Source organism: Dietzia sp. 2505 (genome assembly GCF_040546785.1).
Taxonomy (GTDB): Bacteria; Actinomycetota; Actinomycetes; order Mycobacteriales; family Mycobacteriaceae; genus Dietzia.
The window spans coordinates 25,889-43,756 of sequence record NZ_JBEPON010000005.1 but is presented as its reverse complement, the minus strand read 5'-3'; the positions used below and the strand labels follow the sequence as shown (position 1 = coordinate 43,756).

22 protein-coding genes are annotated in these 17,868 nt (G+C 70.5%); 5 read left to right on the top strand and 17 right to left on the bottom strand.

Going from position 1 to position 17,868, the window contains the following annotated elements; translation table 11 throughout:
• The first annotated feature begins 39 nt into the window (after nt 1-39).
• The 3 genes from ABIE38_RS10930 to ABIE38_RS10920 are packed head-to-tail and all read left to right on the top strand — an operon-like array spanning nt 40 to nt 2,166.
• Entirely contained in the window at nt 40-819 is a 780-nt protein-coding gene (locus tag ABIE38_RS10930) for an inositol monophosphatase family protein (protein ID WP_502914771.1), read from the top strand.
• Nucleotides 820-829: 10 nt separating this feature from the next.
• Nucleotides 830-1,630, top strand: a complete 801-nt coding sequence (locus tag ABIE38_RS10925) for a thymidylate synthase (protein ID WP_354056183.1) — start codon at nt 830-832, stop codon at nt 1,628-1,630.
• A 29-nt stretch (nt 1,631-1,659) separates the two neighbouring features.
• Nucleotides 1,660-2,166, top strand: coding sequence for a dihydrofolate reductase (locus tag ABIE38_RS10920; protein WP_502914776.1), 507 nt, complete (start codon nt 1,660-1,662; stop codon nt 2,164-2,166).
• Here the strand turns inward: ABIE38_RS10920 and ABIE38_RS10915 are convergent.
• The 14 genes from ABIE38_RS10915 to mftA form a co-directional block, all read right to left on the bottom strand.
• Nucleotides 2,163-2,777: a DUF1707 SHOCT-like domain-containing protein gene (locus ABIE38_RS10915; RefSeq protein WP_354056180.1), complete on the bottom strand. Its 615-nt coding sequence runs from the start codon at nt 2,775-2,777 to the stop codon at nt 2,163-2,165. The genes ABIE38_RS10920 and ABIE38_RS10915 overlap by 4 nt on opposite strands.
• Nucleotides 2,778-2,790: 13 nt before the next feature.
• Complete coding sequence (locus ABIE38_RS10910; RefSeq protein WP_354056178.1) at nt 2,791-3,177, bottom strand: DUF302 domain-containing protein; 387 nt, start codon at nt 3,175-3,177, stop codon at nt 2,791-2,793.
• 75 nt (nt 3,178-3,252) lie between these two features.
• On the bottom strand, nt 3,253-3,519 hold the full coding sequence (locus ABIE38_RS10905) for a metal-sensitive transcriptional regulator (protein WP_179525876.1): 267 nt from the start codon (nt 3,517-3,519) through the stop codon (nt 3,253-3,255).
• A gap of 185 nt (nt 3,520-3,704) precedes the next feature.
• Nucleotides 3,705-4,826, bottom strand: coding sequence for an NDMA-dependent alcohol dehydrogenase (locus ABIE38_RS10900; RefSeq protein ID WP_182644153.1), 1,122 nt, complete (start codon nt 4,824-4,826; stop codon nt 3,705-3,707).
• A 153-nt stretch (nt 4,827-4,979) separates the two neighbouring features.
• Nucleotides 4,980-5,363, bottom strand: coding sequence for a thioredoxin (gene trxA, locus ABIE38_RS10895; RefSeq protein ID WP_017836247.1), 384 nt, complete (start codon nt 5,361-5,363; stop codon nt 4,980-4,982).
• A gap of 165 nt (nt 5,364-5,528) precedes the next feature.
• Nucleotides 5,529-6,485, bottom strand: a complete 957-nt coding sequence (locus ABIE38_RS10890; protein WP_354056175.1) for an alpha/beta fold hydrolase — start codon at nt 6,483-6,485, stop codon at nt 5,529-5,531.
• 57 nt (nt 6,486-6,542) lie between these two features.
• Nucleotides 6,543-7,829 carry a mycofactocin system GMC family oxidoreductase MftG gene (gene mftG / locus ABIE38_RS10885; RefSeq protein WP_354056173.1) on the bottom strand — a complete coding sequence of 429 codons (1,287 nt, stop codon included), beginning with the start codon at nt 7,827-7,829 and terminating at the stop codon, nt 6,543-6,545.
• Nucleotides 7,826-9,331, bottom strand: a complete 1,506-nt coding sequence (gene mftF, locus ABIE38_RS10880) for a mycofactocin biosynthesis glycosyltransferase MftF (protein ID WP_354056172.1) — start codon at nt 9,329-9,331, stop codon at nt 7,826-7,828. Before mftF ends, mftG begins: the two co-directional genes overlap by 4 nt.
• Nucleotides 9,328-10,017 carry a mycofactocin biosynthesis peptidyl-dipeptidase MftE gene (gene mftE / locus ABIE38_RS10875; RefSeq protein ID WP_354056539.1) on the bottom strand — a complete coding sequence of 230 codons (690 nt, stop codon included), beginning with the start codon at nt 10,015-10,017 and terminating at the stop codon, nt 9,328-9,330. The genes mftF and mftE overlap by 4 nt, the downstream gene beginning before the upstream one ends.
• Nucleotides 10,014-10,829: a mycofactocin-coupled SDR family oxidoreductase gene (locus ABIE38_RS10870; protein WP_354056170.1), complete on the bottom strand. Its 816-nt coding sequence runs from the start codon at nt 10,827-10,829 to the stop codon at nt 10,014-10,016. The genes mftE and ABIE38_RS10870 overlap by 4 nt, the downstream gene beginning before the upstream one ends.
• A 62-nt stretch (nt 10,830-10,891) precedes the next feature.
• A complete protein-coding gene (mftD, locus tag ABIE38_RS10865; protein WP_354056168.1) occupies nt 10,892-12,115 on the bottom strand; it encodes a pre-mycofactocin synthase MftD in 1,224 nt (407 codons plus the stop codon).
• A gap of 54 nt (nt 12,116-12,169) precedes the next feature.
• Nucleotides 12,170-13,402 (bottom strand): mycofactocin radical SAM maturase, encoded by a 1,233-nt coding sequence (gene mftC / locus ABIE38_RS10860; RefSeq protein ID WP_354056166.1) that lies wholly within the window; start codon nt 13,400-13,402, stop codon nt 12,170-12,172.
• The gene (mftB, locus tag ABIE38_RS10855; RefSeq protein WP_179525885.1) at nt 13,399-13,725 is read right to left on the bottom strand and encodes a mycofactocin biosynthesis chaperone MftB; all 327 of its coding nucleotides are present in this window, start codon (nt 13,723-13,725) and stop codon (nt 13,399-13,401) included. The genes mftC and mftB overlap by 4 nt, the downstream gene beginning before the upstream one ends.
• Before the next feature lies 1 nt (nt 13,726).
• A complete protein-coding gene (mftA, locus tag ABIE38_RS10850; protein ID WP_067716580.1) occupies nt 13,727-13,813 on the bottom strand; it encodes a mycofactocin precursor MftA in 87 nt (28 codons plus the stop codon).
• A gap of 154 nt (nt 13,814-13,967) precedes the next feature.
• Here mftA and mftR point away from each other — a divergent pair, with 154 nt between their 5' ends.
• On the top strand, nt 13,968-14,558 hold the full coding sequence (gene mftR, locus ABIE38_RS10845) for a mycofactocin system transcriptional regulator MftR (protein ID WP_179525886.1): 591 nt from the start codon (nt 13,968-13,970) through the stop codon (nt 14,556-14,558).
• A 27-nt stretch (nt 14,559-14,585) separates the two neighbouring features.
• On the opposite strand, the gene ABIE38_RS10840 is transcribed toward mftR, so the two are convergent.
• Nucleotides 14,586-15,284 carry an alpha/beta fold hydrolase gene (locus ABIE38_RS10840; protein ID WP_354056164.1) on the bottom strand — a complete coding sequence of 233 codons (699 nt, stop codon included), beginning with the start codon at nt 15,282-15,284 and terminating at the stop codon, nt 14,586-14,588.
• Between the two features lie 143 nt (nt 15,285-15,427).
• Here ABIE38_RS10840 and ABIE38_RS10835 point away from each other — a divergent pair, with 143 nt between their 5' ends.
• Entirely contained in the window at nt 15,428-15,934 is a 507-nt protein-coding gene (locus ABIE38_RS10835) for a hotdog fold domain-containing protein (protein ID WP_354056162.1), read from the top strand.
• A 14-nt stretch (nt 15,935-15,948) separates the two neighbouring features.
• Here ABIE38_RS10835 and ABIE38_RS10830 read toward each other — a convergent pair whose 3' ends face one another.
• Together ABIE38_RS10830 and ABIE38_RS10825 are read right to left on the bottom strand one after the other, a co-directional pair.
• A complete protein-coding gene (locus tag ABIE38_RS10830; protein ID WP_354056160.1) occupies nt 15,949-16,815 on the bottom strand; it encodes an ABC transporter permease in 867 nt (288 codons plus the stop codon).
• Nucleotides 16,812-17,819, bottom strand: a complete 1,008-nt coding sequence (locus tag ABIE38_RS10825) for an ATP-binding cassette domain-containing protein (protein WP_354056158.1) — start codon at nt 17,817-17,819, stop codon at nt 16,812-16,814. The genes ABIE38_RS10830 and ABIE38_RS10825 overlap by 4 nt, the downstream gene beginning before the upstream one ends.
• Between the last annotated feature and the right edge of the window lie 49 nt (nt 17,820-17,868).

Here is a 17,868-nt window from a genome sequence, read left to right as displayed (position 1 = left end):
TCGGCCCGACCCGCGCCCCACCTCCGTAGAGTGTCTCCCATGCGCCAGACTGCGAGCATGCACAGCGACAGCATGCGCGATCTCGACGACGACGACCTCGCCTGTTTCCTCGCCACGGGGATCGGGGACATCGTCCGGGGCACGCGCGCCGGGGGGCTGCTCCGCGGACGCTCGCTCGCCCGCGTCGCCAACGAGGTCGCGCAGAACTGGACCGACGAGGTGCTGGCCGTGCACCGCCCGGATGACGGCACCCTCTCCGAGGGTGTCTCCGACGATCTCAGCAGGCTGGAGAAGTCCCGGGTCTGGATCATCGACGTGATCGACGGCACCAAGGAGTTCTCCACGGGCCGCTCGGACTGGTCGGTCCACGTCGCGCTCGTCGTCGACGGCCACCCCACCGTCGCCTCCGTGGGGCTCCCCGACTCGGGGCGCGTGTTCCGCTCGGACCAGGTCGATCACGTGGACGGCCCCCATTCGGGGACCATGGTCATCAGCCGCAACAACCCCCCGCCGGGGGCGCTCCAGGTCGCGGACGCGGTCGGCCTAGAGGTGCGGCCCATGGGCTCGGCCGGTGCCAAGATGCTCTCCGTCCTGCTGGGCGACGCGGACGCCTACCTCCACGCCGGAGGGCAGGACGAGTGGGACCAGGCCGCGCCGGTCGGCGTCGCACTGGCCGCGGGGTTGCACGCCTCCCGCCTCGACGGGACGCCGATCCGGTTCAACAAACCCGACACCCACTCCCCGGACGTCCTGATCTGTCGCCCCGAGCTCACCGAGAAGATCCTGGCCGCGCAGGCCGCGCAGGCGACTCGAACGTAGACTGCCGGTCATGACCGTCCCCACCCCGTACGAGGACCTGCTCCGACTCGTCCTGGAGCAGGGCACCCCCAAGGCCGACCGCACGGGAACGGGCACCCGGAGCCTGTTCGGCCACCAGCTGCGCTACGACCTGGCAGCGGGATTCCCGCTGATCACCACCAAGCGCGTCCACTTCAAGTCGGTGGCCTACGAGCTGCTGTGGTTCCTTCGCGGCGACTCCAACGTGGGCTGGTTGCGCGAGAACGGCGTGAGCATCTGGGACGAGTGGGCCGACGAGCGCGGCGAGCTCGGACCCGTCTACGGGGTGCAGTGGCGGTCCTGGCCCACCCCCGACGGCCGGCACGTGGACCAGATCGCGGCGTCGGTCGAGCTGCTCCGCTCCGACCCGGATTCGCGGCGCAACATCGTCTCGGCGTGGAACGTGGGCGAACTGACGGACATGGCCCTGCCGCCCTGCCACCTGCTGTTCCAGTTCTACGTGGCCGACGGCAAGCTGAGCTGCCAGCTCTACCAGCGCAGCGCCGACCTCTTCCTGGGTGTGCCGTTCAACATCGCCTCCTACTCGCTGCTCACCCACATGGTGGCGCAGCAGGTCGGGCTCGAGGTGGGCGAGTTCATCTGGACCGGGGGCGACTGCCACATCTACGACAATCACGTCGAGCAGGTAAGGACGCAGCTGGCCCGCGAGGCCTACCCCTACCCGGAACTGCGCCTGCGCCGGGCGGACTCGATCTTCGACTACCGCTTCGAGGACTTCGATGTGGTCGGCTACGACCATCACCCGGGCATCAAGGCCCCGGTCGCGGTCTGAGCCGGGCGACGACGACCGTGCCTGTCCGGATGGTGTGGGCGCAGGCCCGCGGCGGGGTGATCGGCGACGGTCGTGACATGCCCTGGCACATCCCCGAGGACCTGGCGTATTTCAAACAGGCCACCACCGGGCGTCCCGTGGTGATGGGGCGGGCCACCTGGGACTCGATCCCCGCCCGCTTCCGACCCCTGCCCGGTCGCCGCAACATCGTGTGCACCCGGGACGCGGGGTGGTCGGCGGAGGGCGCGGAGAGGGCGGCGTCGGTGCCCGAGGCGCTGGCATCGGCCGGCCCGGACGCGGCGGTGATGGGCGGCGGACAGATCTACGCCGCGGCCCTCGGCTCAGCGGACGAGTGCCTGGTCACCGAGATCGACGCGGACGCCCCGGGGACCGTGCTGGCCCCGGTGCTGGACGGCACGTGGGAACGGGTCGAGGTCGGCGAGTGGATCACCGATCCGCGGAGCCGCGTGGACGGGCACGACGACGAGGTCCGGCACCGACACACGGTGTGGCGGCGGCGCGGTCGAACCGCCTAGAACCACTTCCACGTCTTGGGGATCCGCTCCCCCGCCGCGAGGATCTTGATCTTCACACCGGCCATGAAGCCGTTGATCTCGAAGTCCAGGTGCGGACCACCACGGATGTCGTAGCGGCCCTCGTCGATCTTGAGCTCGGACCACGTCCGGTTGCCGGTCACCGCGACAGAGACGCCCGGGGGCAGCAGGATCTTGGCGTTGGCGGCCCACAGGTCGAGCTGGATGTGGGTGCGCGGGCGGTCGACCACGGCCTCACGGGCGTCGAGGTAGATCTCGCCCATCCAGGACGTCAGCCGGTAGTCGTCCGGAAGGGACCACCGACCCTCCCGCTTGAGCGTGTCGAAGACCGAGGTCTTCTTCTGGCTCTCGTCGACGGTGATCGCACCTGCCGGCCGGGTGGCCGGCGGCTGCGCAGGGGTCGGGGTGGGTCCCGCGGCGCGGTGGATCGGCAGCCCGCTCAGGGCCACCTCCAGCTCGGCGGGGCAGGTCGCGGACCAGATTTTGGCGGCCCGGTCCGAGAACTCGGCGAGGGACAACTCTCCCCGCCCCACCATCGCCTCCAGTCTCTGCTGAGCGAGGGCCCGCGGGTCGGCGTACGGCTCCTGGGTCATGCCCCCAGGTTACTCAGCGGGTGAGGTCCTTCATCATCGACCGCATCTGCGTGGACAACTCGTCGGCCATGTCCTGCAGGCCGCCCGAGATGACCTGTGCCAGCAGCGCCGGGTTCTGTGCCTCGATGACGCAGCCCCCGGACGATTCGCGGACCACGACGTTGCAGGGCAGCAGCAGCGCGACCTCCTTGCTCACGTCGAACGCCTCACCAGCGAACCCGGGGTTGCACGCCCCGAGGATCAGGACGCGCTCGATGTCCTTGTCGATCTTCTTCTTCAGCGTGGCGGTGAGATCGATCTCGTGGAGGATCCCGAAGCCGCGCTCGGCGAGCGCCTCGCGGGTCGCCGCCACCGCCTCGTCGAATCCCATCGCCGTATACGTACCGATTCCGACGTCCATGTCGCAGTCCTCACGTCTGTGGTCGGGTGGTGTCTCCACGTACCGGGGCCAGCATCCCACGGCCCCGGCTCGTGGTCAGGCGAGAGAGAGGAAGAGCTTCTCCAGCTCGGCCACGGTGATCCCGTCCTCGCCCGTCTCGCCGTCGCCCGCCAGGCATTCCTGGATGTTGGAGCTGATGATCTTGAATCCCGCACGGTCCAGGGCCTTGGAGACCGCCGCCAGCTGGGTGACGACGTCTTTGCAGGGGCGCTCCTGCTCGACCATGTCGATCACCGCGTTGAGCTGTCCCCGCGCCCGGCGCAGGCGGTTGAGCACCTGCGTCCTCGCCTCGTCGTCAGCCATCTCGGGCCCTCCTGCTCTCTCGCGGATGCGGATGTCGATCCGGTACCCCAGTGTACCCGTGGGGGTATCGGTGTCCAGTCCAGTGTACGACGCGGGCCCCGGTCCACCCCCTCGAGGGGAACCGGGGCCCACGGTTGCCGCGGTCGGACCCGCAGCGCCGGCCGTGCCGGCGGAACCGAAAAGAGTCAGTCGTCGTGGACGATGATCCCGCGGACCATGCCGTCGCCGCCGGATTCCATGATCTCGTAGCCCTCGTTGACCTGATCGAGGGTGAAGCGGTGCGTGATCAACTCGTCGAGCTTGAGCTGCTTCTCGTCCCACAGCCGCAGGATGTTGGGGATGTCGTGGAAGGCGTTGGCCGACCCGAACAGCGACCCCTTGATGACCTTCTCGTACTGGGAGACGAACAGCCCGGTGAGGTTGATGGACTGGTTGTCGAGCCCGCCCATGGAGGTGAGGACGACAACCCCTCGCTTACCCACCATGTCGGTGGCGTCGGCGGTCACCTTCGCGTCCGCCACGCCGATCGTGATGATGGCCTTCTCGGCCATGTTTCCCCAGGTCAGACCCGGAAGCTCGGCCTTGGCCTGGTCCACGTCCGAGTAGACGTGGGTGGCGCCGAACTCCGTGGCCTTGGCCAGCTTCGACTCGTCCGTGTCGATGGCCAGGATGAATCGCGCGCCGGCGTGCTTCGCGCCCTGGATCGCGTTGATACCGATGCCGCCGATGCCGAACACGACCACCGTGTCACCGGCCCGGACGTCGGCCGAGTAGACGGCCGATCCCCAGCCGGTGGTGACGCCGCAGCCGACGAGCGCCGCGACCTCGAAGGGGATCCAGTCCTGGACCTTGACCACCGAGTTCATGTTGGCGACGGTGTACTGCGAGAACGTGCCGAGGGTGCACATGGCACCGGCGGTCTCGCCGTTCTCGAGGGCGAACGGGTACCGGCCGTCGGCCATCTCACCGATCGTGCCGTTGAGTCCGCCGTCGCACAGATTGGTCATGCCCCGCGCGCAGGCGGAGCACTTTCCACAGGCCGGGATGAACGAGCCGACCACATGGTCACCGGGCTGGACATGGGTCACGCCCGGGCCGACCGCCTCGACGACGCCCGCGCCCTCGTGCCCGCCGACGATCGGGAGGCGTCCGGGCAGGTCACCACTGGTGATGTGGAGGTCGGAATGGCAGAGGCCGGCGACCTTCCACTTGACGAGCACCTCGCCGAAGTGGGGGCCGTCGAGCTCGGCCTCCACGATCTCGAACGGCTTGCCCAGCTCTCGGGCGATGGCGGCCTTGGTCTTCATTCGACTCCCTCCGGGCGCGACGAGGTGATCCCGTCACTGGAACGTGTTCTCATGACGATATCCGCATCGGTCCACCGGGGATCGACAAACCGAGAACCTGTTCCAATTTCCGCGCGCGAGCGCGCCGGAGGGAGCCGGAGGGAGTGGCCGGACTCAGGCCTGGGCGTCGCCCTGCTGGGCCTGGGCCTCTTCGACCGCCTTGCGGACCTCGTCCATGTCGAGCCCCTTGATCTGCTCGACCAGGTCGTCGAGCGCCTGCTCCGGGATCGCACCGGAGTGACGGAACACGGCGATGCCCTCGCGGAACGCCATGAGCGTGGGGATCGACTGGATCTGCAGCATCGCGCCCAGCTGCTGCTCCGCGTCGGTGTCGACCTTCGCGAAGGTCAGCTCGGGGTTCTTGCCGGAGACCTTCTCGAACACCGGCCCGAAGGCCTTGCAGGGGCCACACCACTCGGCCCAGAAGTCCACCAGGACGATGTCGTTGTCGGTGACGGTCTTCTCGAAGTCGGCGGTCGTGATGTCGACGGTGGTCATACGAATGCCCTCCTAGCGGGACGGGGCGACTCTCGTCCCGTCGTCTCTCGTCGCCAGCCTACGGACAGCCCGCGCCGGCGACGACCTTCTCGCACGGACCATACCCATGTGGGTATTCAGGGTCGTGCAGTGAGGAACAACGTCGCCCGATCGGGGTTATTCCCCCTACGCCCCCGAGCGGGGCGGGGATCCGAGGATCTCCGCCAGGAACCACTCGAGTTGGTCAAGGAACACCGCGTTGTCGTCACCGGCCACCATGTGACCGGCATCGGCGACCTCGTGGGTGTACGCGTGCGGGAGGTGCCGCAGCAGGTGGGCCACCGACTCGTCGCTGACGATGTCCGATCGCGACCCCCTGATGAGCATGGTCGGCTCGGTGACGTGGGGCACGATCCCCTCGAAGTAGTCGTTCCCGATCTCGGCGTTGTCCCCGGTGGCCCCGGCGACGAAGCGCGGGTCCCAGTGCCAGTACCACCGGCCGTCGCCCTTCTGACGGAGATTCTTGCGCAGCCCGTCGAGGTTCGACGGGCGCTGACGATCCGGCTGGTAGGCGGCGATCGCATCGGCGGCCGCCTCCAGGTCCGCGAACCCGTCAAGCCCCGATCGCATGAACTCCCCGATCCGCTGGACGCCCTTCGCCTCGATCTTCGGGGTGACGTCCACCAACACCAGCGCCCGGGCGACGGGCTTGGCGGTCCCCAGCGCCAGCAGTCCGGTCAACCCCCCGAGCGAGGCGCCCACGAGCACCGGCAGCCGGCCGGGGAAGCGGGCGGCGACGATCAGCTCGAGATCGTCGACCATGCGGTGGATGTCGTAGTCCCCGTCGTCCGCCCAGTCGCTGTCCCCGTGGCCCCGCGCGTCCATCGTCGTGACCCGGTACCCCTCGGCCGCGAGTCGTCGGGCGGCGCGGTTCCACGAGTTCCGGGTCTGCGCCCCGCCGTGCAGCATGAGGATCTCGTCGACCGGATCCGCATCACCGAGCGGTTCCCACACGTCGCCGACGAGCATCCCGGCCGCACCGGCAAGAGCGAACTGCCGGGGCTCGGCGGTGTGGGAGTGGGCAGTGTGGGTGTGGGCACTGTGGGTATGGGCACTGTGGGTGTCGATATCGCTACTCGTCATGGTGACCCTTCCGCCCGCACTCCCACCTCGGCGGTGGAACGTGTTCTCATATCGGTTCTACCACGAGTTCCCGGCGATCACCCGCGCGGCGAGGTCCTCGGCCACCACGAGGACGGAGAGATAGGGGCCGCACCGCGGCAGGACCGGGAACACCGAGGCGTCGGCCACCCGCACGCCCTCAGAGCCCAGGACCCGGCCGGAGTCGTCGACCACCTCACCGATCCGCGCGGATCCCGCGAGGTGCTGGGAGGTCGACGCGACGCGTGTCGGCGGCGGCCCACCCCCGGACAGTCCCAGGCGGTCCGCGACCACCCCGGCGGCCTCGTCGAGCGCCGCGGCATCGCGGAGGTCGTCGGCCAGCACCACGCGAAGCCGGTCGACTGCGGTTCGGCCGTCCCGGACGATCTCTCCCCGACCGACCGGGTTCATCAGGGCCACCCCGATCCGGTGCGGCTGGGGGTCCAGTCCCGGGATGACCCGGTGCATCGGGACCGAGTAGGGCCGCACCTCGATCTCCGCGGGGCCCGTCGGCCCGGGCAGACCGAGCCGGACCACGTGGGAGAGCAGGGGTGGCGGGACGAGCGGATCGCCCTCCCCCGCACCCCAGTCGGGCGGAAGGTCCAGCAGCACCTCCGGATGCTCCTGCGTGCTCCGCCCGACCGGGTGGCCGGACCCCGGTCCGATCCCCGAGCGCAGCAGGACGGCGGCCGTCCCGATCGACCCCGCGCACAGGATCACCTCCCGGGCCGCGATCTCCTCGTCGTCGTCGAGCAGCACTCCGACGCACCGTCCCCCGGTGCGCCCACCGGCCCACAGGAGCTCGCGGACCGACGCGCCCGTCAGCACCCGAACACCCGCGCCCGCGGGGTCCCAGGCGTCGAACGCGGTGACGCGCCGACCGTCCCGCCGCGCCTGGGCGATGGCCGACACCCTGCCGGGGAACGCCGCGGCCACGCGCGCGGCGACCGGGCCGGCGGGGACGAGGCGTGGGCGCAGGCGTTCGGTCGCCCGCGCGAGCCCCACCGCGTACCGGCGGGGCCAGCCCGCGCCCCACCCGGCCAGGTCGGAGGGCCGGGCCGGGGTGCAGTACCCGCCGTTGACCGCGCCCGACCCTCCGAGGGTCCGTCCCCGGGGCAACTCCAGCTCGCCCGCGCGGTACCGGGTGATCACCCGCGACCCGGGCCCGATGTCGAGCACTCCTGCCCGCGTGGGCGCCCGCTCGGATCCCGCCTCGAGAAGAATCACGTCTCTCCCCGCCTCCGCGAGGCGACGGGCCATCACGCATCCGGCCGGCCCCGCCCCCACCACCACCACGTCCGCGGCGTTCCCGCCGTGGGGCCTCACAGCCTGAGCTCTGGCCGGAGGGCGCCGACCGACCGGGCAGCCCACGCCGAGCGCCACACGCCCACGCCGTAGGCCAGGTCGTCCAGGCGGTGCAGGATCACGTGCCCCAGCGGCTCGTCGACCGGCACCCGGCCCGGCTCGCGGGCGGCCCACCAGTGCCATAGGCCCTCGCCCACCGCGGCCGCCGCGACCCGCCGGCGCAGGCCCCGCGCCACGGGCGAGCGCGAGTGGGCCGTCGACACCAGGGCCAGGGCGGTCAGCGGCCAGTAGGGACGCAGCAACGCCTCGGGCAGTTGCCGGATCGAGGCCACCGACCCCCGGAGCACCAACTCGGCGGCCGCCCTGTCGTCACCGGTCAGCGCCCGGGTCCGGGCCCACGCCCGGGCCGACGCCCCCGCTGCCACCAGCAGCCCGGCGGGGGTCCCGCTCCAGAACCCCAGGGCCACCGCGAGCGACCACGGTGCCGCCACCGCTGGTGCGACGGCCGCGCCGTGCCGGTCCGCCAGCGGAGCCGCGCCGGTGCCGTAGAACGCGCGCCGGCTCAGCAGTGGCATCACGGTGGTGCGGTGGCGGTGGGCCACCTGTGAGGCCGGTTCGTAGCGGATCAGGGCGCCCGCCCGGTCGGTCCGCCAGCACAGGTCCACGTCCTCTGCCACGCGAAGCCGCTCGTCGAACGGGCCCTGTCCCGAACCGTCGGGGGCCGGGGGGAGCCGGTCGGGACGCACCGCCAGCGCCGCGCTGGGAACGTACGCCACGCGGGTCCGCGGCCGCACCCGCGCCGGTTCGGGCCCCATGTCCAGGGCCGAGCGGGCGGTCTCGTAGCCCCGGACCCAGAATCTCCCCGGCGCCGCCGCCACGATCCGTGGCGCGACCGCCGCCACGCGGGGATCGTCGAGGTGCCTCAGCAGCGGCTCGAGCCAGCTCGGCTGCGGGATCACGTCGGCGTCCAGGTACACCACCACGTCGGCGCCCCCGGCCAGCGCGACGGCCGTGCCGGTGTTGCGCGCCGCGGCCGGGCCGCGCGCACGTTCGTGCCGCACGACGCGGATCGCGCCGGCGGGTGTGGGCTGGGCGCGTGAGGACGGTGCGGGTGAGAACGGCGCGGGTGAGAACGGTCCTGCCAGCGGGACCGTCGACCCGTCGTCGACGACGACGACCCGCAGCCCCCTCACGAGTTCGGATCCCAGGGCGTCGACGACCGCCGCCACGCCGTCCGCATCGTCGTGGACGGGGATCACCACGGCCACGGTCGTCAGCGCCCGCCCGTCGGGCCCGCCGACATCCGGGTGGGCCATCCCGCGGTCGGTGAGCGCGCGCGCCAGAGCGGCACCCGCGGCGGTTCCGGTGGGGATCGCCCCGCCGTCGAGCAGCGCCGCCACCACCGGCGACGGGGTGACCAGGGTGACCGGGTCCCCACCCAGGACACGGACCACACCAGCGCGGCGCAGGACCCTGGTGCGCCGGTCGAGGACGACGCGGAACACCCCGCGCGGGGAGGTCACCGCAGCATCCCGTCGGACTCGCCCGGAGCCCAGCGCGCGAGGCGACCGCGGGCGTCGTCGAGGAGCTCGGCCCACAGGCGGCGACCCTCGGAGGCGGTGGCCGTCGTGGGGTCGCCGAGCACCCCGGACGGGCTCACCGCGCCCACCCCGCCGTCTCGCAGGGCGGGCAGGATCTCCGGAAGGGGCCGGGTGCACCCCGGGGCCGCGAGGTCCATGCGCACCAGGTCGGGGTGGAGGTGGAGCATGAGCGAGGTCTCGGCGTGGCCGGCGTGGGTGTCCGTGGGGTCGACGGACGTCCGGCACGGTAGCCACGCGGCGTCACGGCCCTCGTGGCGGAGCAGCGGGATCGCCCGCCGCAGGGCGTCGACGTTCCCTCCGTGGCCGTTGACCACCACGAACCGGCTGGCCCAGATGGACACCGACCTGCCGAGTTCGATCAAGGTCCGCGCGAGCGCGTCGGTGCCCATGGACACCGTGCCGGGAAACGCCTGGTGCTCCCCGCTCGCGCCGTACGCGAGGGCGGGGAGCACGTGGACGCCGGCCGTCGCGAGGGCGTCCGCGGTGGCCGTGGCGGTGGCGGTGGCGGTGGCGGTGGCCAGCAGCGTGTCCGTCTGGGTGGGCAGGTGCGCGCCGTGTTGCTCGGTGGCGCCGAGCGGCAGCACCGCCAGGACGGGCTCGATGGTCAGACCTTGATCGCGCCCATGTCGACGGTGAACGTCGACGCGGTGATGGTGCGGGAGGCGTCCGAGGCCAGGAACAGGACCGAGTCGGAGATGTCGTCCGTGGTGGCCATGCCCATCCCCAGGATCGGCGTGAAGTGCGGGAGGAACTGGGGCATGTTGGTGAACACGTCGTGGGCCGCCGGATCGTCGGCACCCATGGGGGTCAGCACGCCGTAGGGGTGGATCGTGTTGACGCGGATCCGGTGCTCACCGAGCTCCTTGGCCGCGGTCTGCGCGAGGCCCACCACGCCGTACTTGGAGGCCGAATAGGGCGACTGGACGGGCATGGCCTTGAGTCCGGCGACGGAGCTCACCAGGACGATCGATCCACCGTTGTCCGCCGCGAGCATGTGCGGGATGGTGGCCTTGAGGGTCTTCCAGTACCCCGTGAGGTTGATGTCGATCGTGTCCTGCCACTGCTGCTCGTCGATCTCCCAGACCTTGCCCCAGTTGCAGATGCCGGCGTTGGCGATCACCACGTCCAGACGGCCGCCGAACTGCTCGACCCCGCGGGCGACCAGGTCCTGCTGGGACGCAAGGTCGCGGACGTCGCCGATCTCGGCGAGGATCTCCCCGCCCTCCGCACGGACCTTCTCGACCGTCTGCGCGAGGTCGTCCTCGGTGGAGGCCTTGTACCCGACATACTCGGACGGCGAGGCGCACAGGTCCATCCCGATGACCTTGGCGCCCTCGCGGGCGAACCGGATGGCGTGCTTGCGGCCCTGGCCGCGGGCGATGCCGGTGATGTAGACGACCTTGCCGTCGAAGTCTCCCATGGACTGTGGTTCCTTTTCCTCTACAGATGTAACAGGGAGGCCCGGCGGGCCGCCCCTCAGAATCACTCTCCCAGGCGACGCATGAACCCGTCGGGGATCACGTAGTCATCCCTGTTGAGCTCCGAGATCGACGACTTGCTCAACCCGATCAGGCTGGAGTCCAGGCCCGACCGCAGGACGTCCAGGACGTTCTCCACGCCGGCCTGGCCGTTGGCGCCCAGGCCCCACAGGTAGGCGCGGCCGATCATCACGGCGCGGGCACCCAGGGCGAGCGCCTTGGCCACGTCCGAACCGCGCCGGATCCCGCCGTCCATCAGCACCTCGACCTGGCCGTCGACGGCGTCGACGATCGGTGCGAGGCAGCGGATCGAGGCCGGGGTGCCGTCGAGGTTGTTACCGCCGTGGTTGGAGACCGAGATCGCGCTGACGCCGGCGTCGACGGCACGCCGGGCGTCGTCGATGCGGGTGATGCCCTTGAGCATGACCGGCCCGTCGTAGTTGTCCACGACCCACGCGATGTCCTCCCACGTGGCCGGAGGGGTACCCATCCACTCGCCGTAGGCGCCGAAGAAGGTCGGACCCATCTCGCCCTGGTGCACGAGGTTCGGCGTGGTGAGGTCGGGGAATCGCCTGTTGGTCACCACGTCGCGCGCCCACTCGGCGGCCCAGCGCGGACGCACCGCGATCTCGGGGGCGAGGGTGAGCATCGCCTTGGCGTCGAGCTTCTCCGGGATGGTCGGGCTACCCCAGTCGCGCCCCATGGAGAACGACCAGTCGGTGGTGAGGATGACGCCCGCGGCGCCGGCGGCCTTGGCCCGCTCGAGGCGCTCGAGGACCTTCTCCTTGCCGCCGAGCCAGTACACCTGGAAGAAGGTCTGCGGGTTCGCTGCGATGACCTCCTCGATCGGCTTCGAGGCGAAGGAGCTCAGCCCCATCGCGGTGCCGCGCGCGGCGGCCGCGCGGGCCACGTCGACCTCACCGTCCGGGGTCACGGCCTGGACCCCTGTCGGCGAGATCATCACCGGGAGGCTGATCGGCTGCCCCATCACCGTGGTGGCCATGTCCCGCTCGGCCTTGGCACCGATCACGTGCGGCTTGGGGCCAAGCTCGGCGAACGCGGCCGTGTTGTCGTCGATCGTCACGCCCTGCTCACTGCCGGCCACCAGCGCCATGTAGACGCTCCGGGGAAGCTTCTTCTTGGCGCGGCGCTGGGCCTCGGCGACCGATTCGAACCAGGGGTTGGTGCGCCAGGGGTTGGCCTCGGCGATCTTCGACAGGCGTGACACGGGAGAGGGCTCCTTCGGGGGAGGAAGTGGGCGGTGGCGGGTCGGCCGGCCGACTCAGACCGGGGACTCGTCGCACAGGCTGGTGGGCCTGCGCGGCGGGGTGGTGACGAGGGTCAGCGGGACCGGGCCGGTGGGCTGCTTGCGCGCCGCCAGACCCTTGACCCGGGAGTGGTCCTGTGAGGGCGAGGGGATGCTCCGCTCGGCCGCGAGCAGTCCCTCGCCGTACCCCTGGACGCACTCCGGGTCCGGCCCGTCCATGGGCAGGCCGGTGAAGAACTTGGCCGCCATGCATCCACCGCGACAGCTGTCGTAGAAGTTGCAGGACGCGCAGGCCCCGGCCGACTGCGGCTCACGCAGCTCGCGGAAGAGCTCCGAGGTCTGCCACACGCTCTCGAAGCCGCCGTCGGAGACGATGTTGCCGGCGAGAAACTCCTCGTGGATCGCGAACGGGCAGGCGTAGACGTCCCCGATCGGGTCGATGAGGCACACCACGCGGCCCGCGCCGCAGAGGTTGAGGCCGGGCAGTGACCCCTGGCCGTCGCCGAAGGCCGACAGGTGGAAGAAGCTGTCACCGGTGAGGACGTTCGACCCGTGCTCGACCAGCCAGTCGTAGAGGTCCTTCTGCTGCTCGGGGAGCGGGTGGAGGTCGTCCCACACGTCCGCACCACGGCCGGAGGGGCGCAGGCGGGTGATGCGCAGGGTCGCGTCGTACCGGTCCGCCAGGGCCTTGAACTCGTCCAGCTGGGTGACGTTCTCGCGCGTGACCACCACGGAGATCTTGGCGTCGGTGAAGCCGGCGTTCTTGAGGTTCTCCAGGGCACGGACCGCCATGTCGAACGAGCCCGGGCCGCGGACGGCGTCGTTGACCTCGGCCGTGGCGCCGTCGATGGAGATCTGCACGTCCACGTAGTCACTCGCGGCCAGGCGCTGCGCCACCTTCTCGTCGATGCGCACGCCGTTGGTGGAGAACTTCACGCCCACCTGGTGGCTGGTCGCGTAGTCGACGAGCTCCCAGAAGTCGGGACGGACGGTGGGCTCGCCACCGCCGATGTTCACGTAGAAGACCTGCATGCGCTGCAGCTCGTCGATGATCGACTTGCACTGCTCGGTGCTCAGCTCGCGGGGGTCGCGCTTGCCCGAGGAGCTCAGGCAGTGCACGCACGCGAGATTGCAGGCGTAGGTGAGCTCCCAGGTCAGACAGATGGGGGCGTCGAGACCGCGCTCGAACTGGTCCACGAGGCGGCCAACGGGGGCGGGGGCCGCCGGGCGGCTGAGCGTGCTGGTCATGAGGTCTCCTCGATCATGCGCGAGGCGGCGAGCTGGCCGAGCGCGTGCAGGTACAGGCGGGCGGTCCCGGGGTCGTCGATCGGTACTCCGGCGGCAGCGCAGGCGGCGCGGGCGGTGGGGTGGTCGGCGAGGATGCGGACCACCTCGACGATGGTCGGCGACTTGAGAAAGCTGAGTTTGCGGGTGTGGAAGTGGTAGAGCAGGGCCCCGAACGGCTCGGGACGCAGCGCCACTCCGGGGTGCAGGCGCCAGCCGGCGTCGAGATCGAAGGCCGCGGGCGCGGCGTCCTGTCCGGCGCCGGCCGGCGCTGCTGCGGAGGTCATGTCAGTAGACCCCACACATACCGTCGATCGAGACCTCCTCGATGAGGGCCTCCTCCAGCACTACCTCGGTGTTCTGGGTGTTCTCCACGGCGGTTCCTCTCGTCAACGCGGTTGGGTGCCTCACCACTCCAGGTGAGACCTGCATCATATTGGCACCTAGTGCCAATTGCAATGGTCTATGTACGATCCGTGTCCGGGGTGGCTCTAGGCTTGGCGGTCATGGGAATGACGGAGCCTTGGGAATGACGGAGTCGGACGACAGTCGCGTCCCCGGGCGACGACCGTCCACGACGCGCGCCTCGATCGTGGCGGTGGCGTTGAGGCTGTTCGCGCGCCAGGGATACGACGCGACCAGCGTCGACGAGATCGCCGAGGCCGCGCACATCTCCCGGCGGACCCTCTTCCGGTACTTCCCGGGGAAGGCGGCGATCGCGTGGGGCGAGTTCGACGTGCAGATGGACGGGATGCGGCGACAGCTAGCCGAGATCCCCGGCTCGACCCCGCTCCGGGACGCGCTGGCGGACTCGCTCGTCGCGTTCAACACCTTCCCGGACTCCGAGACACAGGTGCACCGCCTGCGGATGGGACTACTGCTCGGGGTGGACGAACTCCAGGCCCACTCGACGCTGATGTACGCGGACTGGCGGCGGGCCGTCGCGGAGTTCGTGGCCGCGCGTCGCGGGGAGACCGTGCACGACCTGATCCCGGCCGCCACGGCGCACGCCGCGCTCGGGATCGCCCTCTCGGCGTACCGGCGCTGGGTCGACGAGCCAGACGCGGACCAGGCCCGGCTCCACGAACTCCTCAGACAGGGGACGTGCATCCTGGCCTGAGGCCGGACGGGGCGGCAGGACCCGCGCCTAGCGGGCGGCGATCCCGTTCAGCACGTCGGCGAGCTGTTCGGGGATGGACACCATGGCCATATGCCCGGAGTCCAGGAACACCGTGTCGCCGCCGACCAGGTCGGCGGAGCGGGCCTGCAGGTCAGGCGTGTAGCACGTGTCCCGGGTGAGCCGGATATAGGTCCGGGGCACGTCCACGGCCAGGCCGCTGAGATCAACGGGTTCCGACAGCAGGGCCGCGGCGTCCTCGACGACCTGCCCGACGGTCCACTCCGTCTGCTCGGGGGTCATGTCGTTGCACAGCATCGCGGGGATGGCAGCGGGGTCCTGGCGGTAGATGCCACCGTCGAGTGACGCCTCGACCGCCTCACGTACCCCCGGATCGATCTCGTCCAGCACCCTGGAGCCGTCTGGAGGGACGACCGCCGACAGGAACACCACGTGCGCGACCCGCCCCGACAGCTCTGCGAGCACCCGCGGAACGGAGACCCCGGCGAACGAGTGCGCCACCAGGACGATGTCGCTGAGCCCCGAGTCCACAGCATCCGCGACGATCGCCGCCGCGCAGTCGTCCAGGGTCACCGAGCGCAGATCGACATCAGCGCGGGTTCCCCGCCCGGGGAGGTCCACCGCCACAGCCGGCCCGTTCAAATGCGGGATCAGTCGATCCCAGCTGCTCGCACCCATCCCCGCACCGTGCACAAGAAGAAACGACATCAGATCCCCACCCGCTAGGCCGAACCAACTTCAGTTCTTGCGACCTTATGACCACCACGTTGTGATGTCAACCACACATGGTCGGTGAATCCGGTCGCGAGGCCGTCGCGGTCCAGAACCTACCCAGGAGTAACATCGGCCGCGTGACCGACACCTCTCCCGCACGGCCCGCGCCCACCCCGACGTACCGACTCTGGCAGAAGGCCACCCGCCTGCCCCTGGGGTCAAGACTGTTCAGCGCGGCCGTGAGCCTCAAGGCACCCTACTTCCGCACCGCACTGCCCCATGTGGTGGAACTGCGCCCCGGCCGGTGCGTGGTCCGCGGGCCCGGATGGTGGGGCAACCGCAATCACATCGGCACGTTCCACGTGATCGCGGCGTGCAACCTGGCCGAGATGGCGATGGGCATGCTCGCCGAGGCCACCGTGCCGGCGACCCATCGCTGGATCCCCGTGGGCATGAACGTGCGCTACCCGGCCATGTCGACCGGCGGGATGACCGTCACCGCCGAGTGGGCCGAGGTCCCCGATTTCTCCGCCTTCACCAGCGGCCGTGACGTCGAGGTCCCCCTGCGTTTCGTCGACGACGCCGGCGTCGAACCGGTGGTCGGCTCCATCACCATCCGGGTCTCCCCCAAGAAGAAGCGCTGACGGTCGCGGGCGCGTCAGTCGCGGGTCCGGGCGTCGAATGCCTTGACCGCGATCGGGGCGATGATCACCGTCAACCCGACGATCCACAGCAGCGACGCCAGGACCGGGTGCTGCAACGGCAGCGCGGCATCCGGGCCCACGGCGGGAGCGTTGCCCCAGAGCTCACGCATCGCCTGGACGACCGAGGCCAGGGGGTTCCACTCGGCGACCGGCCGCAGCCACGACGGCATCGACTCCGGGGGCGCGAAGGTGTTGGCGAGGAACGTGATGGGGAAGATCGTGGTGAACATGACGCCGTTGACCGACTCGATGGTCTTGAGGCGGGAACCCACGACGATGCCGATCCAGATCATGACGAAGCCGAAGCCCAGCAGGATCAAGTACCCCAGCACCGCGTCGACGATCCCGCTCCGGATCCGCCAGCCCACGACGAGGCCCGTCAGCGACATCACCACCACGCCGATGGAGGAGTGGATGAGACTGGAGGCGCTGCGTGCGATGAGGATCGACGCACGCTGGATGGGCAGGGTCCGGAAGCGGTCGATGATCCCCTTGTTGAGGTCGTTGCACAGCCCCGAGGCCACGACGAACGAGGAGAACGCCATGGTCTGCGCCATGATCCCCGGGAGTAGCCACTCGCGGTAGTTCACGCCGCCGGCCACCGCGATCGCGCCGCCGAAGACGTAGGCGAAGAGCAGGACGAACATCACCGGTTGAATGGTGACGTCCGCCAGGTTCTCCGGCTGGCGGCGGATGTGGAAGAGGTTGCGGCGCACCAGGGCGGAGATCTGCCGGCCGAGTGACGGCCCCTCGGGGCGGGTCGGCATCGCGAACCGCTCGTGGGTGGCCGAGGTGTGGGTGGGGTCGGCGACGGTGCTCATACCCGGTTCTCCTGTTCGATGGTCTCGGCGTCCATGGCGTCCACCGTGTCCTCGGCCCTGCGTCCGGTGAGGGACAGGAAGACGTCGTCCAGGCTGGGGCGCTGCAGGCCGATGTCGTCGAGTTCGATACCGGCGTCGGTAAAGGCGGTGGCGATCCCCGCCAGCGCCGAGACGCCCTCCGACGGCGCGGTGAGCCGACGCGCGTCGCGGTCGACGTGCAGATCCCCGATCCGGCCGTCGAGGACGCGGACGGCCTCGTCGACGTCGTCCGGTCGGGAGACGGTGATGACCAGGCTGGCCGCACCGGAGCGGTCCTTGAGCTCCAACGGCGTGCCCTCGGCGATGACGCTGCCGTGATCGATGACGATCACCCGGTCGGCCAGCTGATCGGCCTCGTCGAGGTACTGCGTGGTGAGCAGCAATGTGGTCCCGTCCCGGACCAGGTCGCGCAGGACGTCCCAGAGCTCGTTGCGCGACCTCGGGTCGAGGCCGGTGGTGGGCTCGTCCAGGAACAGCACGGGCGGAGCCGCGACGAGGCTGGCCGCCAGGTCGAGCCGGCGCCGCATACCCCCGGAGTAGCTCTTGGCGACCTTGGTCGCGGCGTCGCTGAGCGAGAACTTCTCCAGCAGTTCGTCGGCACGGGACTTGACCATCTTCTTGGGCAGGCCGTAGAGGTCCCCGATGAGGCGCAGGTTCTCGCGCCCGGTGAGCAACTCGTCGACGGTGGCCGCCTGCGCGGTCAGCCCCATGGCCTTGCGTACCTCGGCCGGGGCGCCCATCACGTCGTGTCCGGCGACGCGCGCGGTGCCGGAGGTGGGCGGGCTCAGGGTCGTCATCATGCGGATGGTGGTGGTCTTGCCGGACCCGTTGGGCCCCAGCAGTCCGAGGACCGAACCGGTGGGGACGGAGAAGGAGATGTCATCGACGGCGGTGAAGTCGCCGAACTTCTTGACGAGGTGTTCCGCCTCGATCGCCGGGGCGTCGGACGCCAGTCTGGTACTCACTCGCCAAAGAGTGCCGCGCCGGGAAACGGTAGTCAATACGCAGGTCCGC